Here is a 4,923-nt window from a genome sequence, read left to right as displayed (position 1 = left end):
TCCAGATGCCTGGTTCGGCCTTGGCCTTCACCAGCGCCTTCATCATGTTCGACATGCTTTTGTCCCTTGAATCTCTTGATCCGGAATCGCTTTTCGATTCCAGCCTTTCAGGAAATGACCCCGAGTTCGCGCCCGACGGCGGCAAACGCCTCGACCGCCCTGTCAATATCCGCACTGGAATGCGCCGCCGACATTTGCGTGCGGATGCGGGCCTGCCCTTTCGGCACCACCGGGAAGGAGAAGCCGATGACGTAAATGCCGCGCTTCAGCATGCGCGCGGCCATCTCCTGCGCCAGCGACGCGTCGCCCAAGATCACCGGGATGATCGGATGGTCGGCCCCGGCCAGCGTGAAGCCGAGCTTGCCCATCTGCGACCGGAAGCGCGCCGCATTGTCGTAGAGTTTGCTGCGCAGCCCATCGCCGTCCTTGATCAGTTCGAACACCTTGATCGAAGCGCCGGCGATCGCCGGCATGAGCGTGTTGGAGAAGAGATACGGCCGTGAGCGCTGGCGCAGCCAGTCGACCACCTGGCCTTTGCCTGAGGTGTAGCCACCGGAGGCCCCGCCAAGCGCCTTGCCGAGCGTGCCGGTGATGATGTCGACCCTGCCCTCGACGCCGCAATGTTCGGCCGAGCCGCGGCCGTTCTGGCCGACGAAGCCGACGGCATGGCTGTCGTCGACCATCACCATGGCGTCGTATTTCTCGGCGAGGTCGCAGACACCCCTGAGATTGGCGATGATGCCGTCCATCGAAAAGACGCCATCGGTGGCGATCAGCCGGAAGCGGCAGTCCCGGGCTTCCTTCAGTCGCGCCTCGAGATCGGCCATGTCGTTGTTGGCGTAGCGGAAACGTTTGGCCTTCGACAGCCGCACGCCATCGATGATCGAGGCATGATTCAAGGAATCCGAGATAATGGCGTCTTCCTCGCCCAGCAGCGTCTCGAACAGGCCGCCATTGGCATCGAAACAGGAGCCGTAGAGGATGGTGTCTTCCATGCCGAGGAAAGAGGAAATCGTGGATTCGAGCTGCTTGTGCTCTTCCTGGGTGCCGCAGATAAAGCGCACCGATGCCATGCCGTAGCCATAGCGGTCGAGCGCCTGCTCGGCAGCATTGCGCAAATCGGCGCTATCGGCGAGGCCGAGATAGTTGTTGGCACAGAAATTCAGCACCTTGTCGCCGCCGACCTCGATCTCGGCCGACTGCGTCGAAGTGATCACCCGCTCCGACTTGTAGAGGCCTGCCGATTTGAGCCCCGCGAGCTCGCTGTCGATGTGGGAGAGGAATGCTGCGGTCATGGTCGGCCTCGTTTGATGTGGGCTGACTGTCGTCTCGTCCGCGTGAAAAATCCATCGCAAAAACGACCGGATCGGTGGCAAGCAGCACGATGCCGCCCCGATGTCGATCATCATGCGGCGGCGGAAACGACGCCGCGACAAGGGTTCTGGCCGATGACCGCTCAAATGCCGGTACGGCGCTAAACGAGCCGATAACCATTTCGCGATCTTTCGACAGCCGCCCCTCGCCGGGCAGCCGTCGATTTCCGGTCCTGTTAACGTTTGCAGTTCAATGGTGCTCATACAAAAATCTTTAGGCAAGAATCCGTAGGCGAGAGGGCCGCCCCCGAAAATGTCGCAGCAGCCGGTGCAAACCGTTTCAGGCAAGCTCATACTGCTGATCAAGGCCGGCTATTGGCTGGCCCTGCTGATCATTGCGGCCATGGTGATCGCCTCCTTCATCCTGCTGCAGCAGATGATGGCCACCCAACAGCACAATCACACCTTGCTCGACATCGTCAGCACACAAAAGACGCTGTCGCAGCGCATCGTCTTCCTTGCCGGTGCAACGGGCGCCGGCTCACGCGACAAGCAACCGGCGCTGGTCAGCGCGCTCAAGCAGGCAACGGCGGAGTTCGAGACGAACTACGACCTGCTGCTCGATCAGACGGGAGCCGATCCGCAATCGCCGGCCAAGCTTGACCCGAAGTCGATCGAAAGCGTCCTTTTCGCCAAGCCCTTCCACCTCGACTATTTCTCGGTCGGGCTGATCGCCAATGGCGACCGCCTGATCTCGGCCTATGAATCGCAATTCAGCGGCAATGGCGGTTACAAAGGCGGCGACGAACGCGTCAATCTCGACGCCTCCGTCGCCAATGCGACCTTGTCGGGCTACGCCGCGCTTGGCCAGCGCATCACTGCCGACGCCGACGACCGCTCCGAGAAGCTGCTCGCTCTCCATCGCACTCTGTTCTACGCCACAATCGGCGTCATCATACTGGTGGCGCTCTTCATCTTCAGGCCGATGTCGAACGCCATCCTGCGCAAGACACATGAATTGATCGACGCGCGCAATTCCATGGCCTTCATCGCGGTGCATGACGGCCTTACCGGCCTGCACAACCGCACGTTCCTGACCGATCATTTCGACACGCTGATCAAGGGCACGCACCGGCGTCGCGAACGCCTTGCCGTCGTCCAGCTCGATCTCGACCGGTTCAAGCAGATCAACGATACGCTCGGCCACGCCGCCGGCGACTATGTGCTGGTCGTGACGGCACAGCGCATGCGCGACTCCTGCCGGGCGTCGGATCTGTGCGTGCGCCTGGGCGGCGACGAGTTCGTCATGATTCTCGGCGGCGCCGGCGGCACCGAAGACATCAATATGCTGGCGCGACGCATCCTGGCACATATCAACGAGCCGATCGTCTTCCAGGGCACGACCATTCTCCCAGGCGCCAGCGCCGGCATCGCGGTCTATCCGATCGACGCCGACAATGCCGGGGATTTGCTGGTCCACGCCGATCTGGCGCTTTACTCCGCCAAGAAGCTTGGCGGCGGCAACTTCTCCTTCTTCTCCGAGGAGCTGCGCCGCGAACTCGACTATCGCAAGCAGCTCGAGCACGACATCAAGGTCGCCATCGCAGAGCGGGCTTTCCAGGTCTATTTCCAGCCGCAGGTCTCACTGACCCACGGCACGATCAGCGGCATCGAGGCGCTGGTGCGCTGGAACCATGCGGAGCGCGGCATGATCCCGCCCGGCGAGTTCATTCCGGTCGCCGAGAAATGCGGCTTCATGCCCGAGATCGGCCGCATCGTCATCACCAAGGCGATCAACGAGGCGGCCGAATGGAATCGCGCCGGCATTGCCTTCGGACGGCTTGCCGTCAATGTTTCCGGCACCGAGCTGCGCGAGCACGATTTCGATGCGTTCTTGTTCGAGACGCTGGAAAAGGCCGGGCTGCCGCCGCAGAAACTGTCGCTGGAAATCGTCGAATCCGTCATCCTCGATGACGAAAAGACGGGCATCGCGGCCAAGCTGCGGCACATCCGGGCAGCCGGCGTCCATCTCGAACTCGATGATTTCGGCACCGGCTATGCTTCGCTCAGCCATGTCAACCCGAACGAGATCGACCGGCTGAAGATCGATCGCCGCTTCGTCCAGAACATCCATGAGAATGGCGACAACTCGAAGATCGTCCGCGCCATCACCGAGCTGGCGCGTGGCCTTGGCATCTCGATCGTCGCAGAGGGCGCCGAAACCGAGGCCGAGCTCAATTCGCTGATGGCGATCGGCTGCGACCAGGTGCAGGGCTACTCCATCGCCTTCCCGATGCCGCACGACAAGGCGCTGGAATGGCTGACCGCCCGCATGCCCAAGAAGGCCAAGCTGACGGTGCTGCAAGGAAGCCTGGCATAGGTTTGCCTTTTTGTTTGCGCATGTCGTTATCCCAAAACCGCTGCGCACTTTTGGGCGACATGCACCGGCTCGCCTTGACAAGCCGTTGTGGACATGGCGGCCTTGTCGTGATCGCAACCGGATATCGGGGCTGATGACACCGTTTCGGTTTGTGCTGGCGGCGGTTTTGATTTTCGCGGTTCCCGCCCAAGGGGCCGATCGCATAATATATCTTACCTTCGACGATGGGCCGCTGAACGGCACAAGCAACATCCTCGATGTGTTGGAAGCCGAGCAGGTTCCTGCAACCCTATTCATGGTCGGCATGCACGCACAGGCTAGCGCCGCCAACAGAGCGCTCGTCCAGCGCGCCAGGCAGCTTCCTCTGGTGACGCTCGGCAACCACAGCTACAGCCATGCCTACAATCACTACCGGCATTTCTACGGCGACACCGAAGGTGTCGTCGCCGACATGGTAAGGGCAAACGCGGTGCTCGGGTTGAAGCCCGTGGTGCATGCAAGGCTGCCGGGGCGCGACGTGTTCAGGCTGCCCTCCATGTCGAAGAACGACACCTCGCTTGGCCTCGCCCAGGAGGGGCGTGAAGAGCCCGACTACGAGTTTGTCGCGGCCTCAGGCTTCTATCTCTACGGCTGGGACCATGAATGGGTGCACAAGGACAACGGCGAGCCGGTGCAGAGCGTCGATCATCTGGTCAGCGAGATCGATCACCTGTTCGGCTATGGCCGCTTCGTCAAGCCCGGCAAGCTGATCCTGCTGATGCATGACGAAATGTTCCAGGACGGTTTCGACGGCAAGACGAAGCTGACCAATTTGATCACCGCGCTGAAGCTGCGCCGTTACAGCTTTGGGGCAATCCAGGGCTATGACGACTGAGCCGGCAAGGACGGCCAGTTCTCAGCGGATTGCGCATCGCGGGATCAGCAAGGTGTCAAAGCACCTCGACTGATTCGCCGCGTAACTTGTGGCGACGCAATTTGATGTATGTGCGTAAATTTGGCGTAATCTGAAAGCCAATCAGCTTCGTCTCCTGGAGGGGAGCAGCCCACGCCATCGTCTCGTAGCGGGCACCGTAACCTTCGATGGTGACGGCAAGATTTTCGCGGCCCAGATACCTCGCCAGAGTGGCACAGGCAGCAACCCTCGATCGTATGGACTGACCGTATTTGGGCGCAAACGCCAATCCTCCGTCCGCCAGGTCATCCACCTCATGGGCAAGCACTAGGAACAAG

Annotated in this window: 3 protein-coding genes and 1 pseudogene; 2 read left to right on the top strand and 2 right to left on the bottom strand. The window is 61.1% G+C overall.

The window, feature by feature from the left end:
* Positions 1 to 107: 107 nt before the first annotated feature.
* On the bottom strand, positions 108 to 1,295 hold the full coding sequence (locus EOC06_RS32580; protein ID WP_128309723.1) for a glycine C-acetyltransferase: 1,188 nt from the start codon (positions 1,293 to 1,295) through the stop codon (positions 108 to 110).
* Between the two features lie 331 nt (positions 1,296 to 1,626).
* Here EOC06_RS32580 and EOC06_RS32575 point away from each other — a divergent pair, with 331 nt between their 5' ends.
* On the top strand, positions 1,627 to 3,693 hold the full coding sequence (locus EOC06_RS32575) for a bifunctional diguanylate cyclase/phosphodiesterase (RefSeq protein ID WP_127330657.1): 2,067 nt from the start codon (positions 1,627 to 1,629) through the stop codon (positions 3,691 to 3,693).
* A gap of 133 nt (positions 3,694 to 3,826) precedes the next feature.
* Positions 3,827 to 4,567, top strand: a complete 741-nt coding sequence (locus EOC06_RS32570) for a polysaccharide deacetylase family protein (protein ID WP_127320492.1) — start codon at positions 3,827 to 3,829, stop codon at positions 4,565 to 4,567.
* Between the two features lie 55 nt (positions 4,568 to 4,622).
* Here EOC06_RS32570 and EOC06_RS32565 read toward each other — a convergent pair.
* Positions 4,623 to 4,923, bottom strand: a pseudogene (locus tag EOC06_RS32565) (hypothetical protein); the annotation flags it as partial.

Origin of the sequence: Mesorhizobium sp. M7A.F.Ca.MR.362.00.0.0 (genome assembly GCF_004023175.1) — a bacterium.
Lineage (GTDB): Bacteria > Pseudomonadota > Alphaproteobacteria > Rhizobiales > Rhizobiaceae > Mesorhizobium.
Note: the sequence above shows the minus strand (reverse complement) of the source record. Positions and strands in the feature narration are given on the sequence as shown.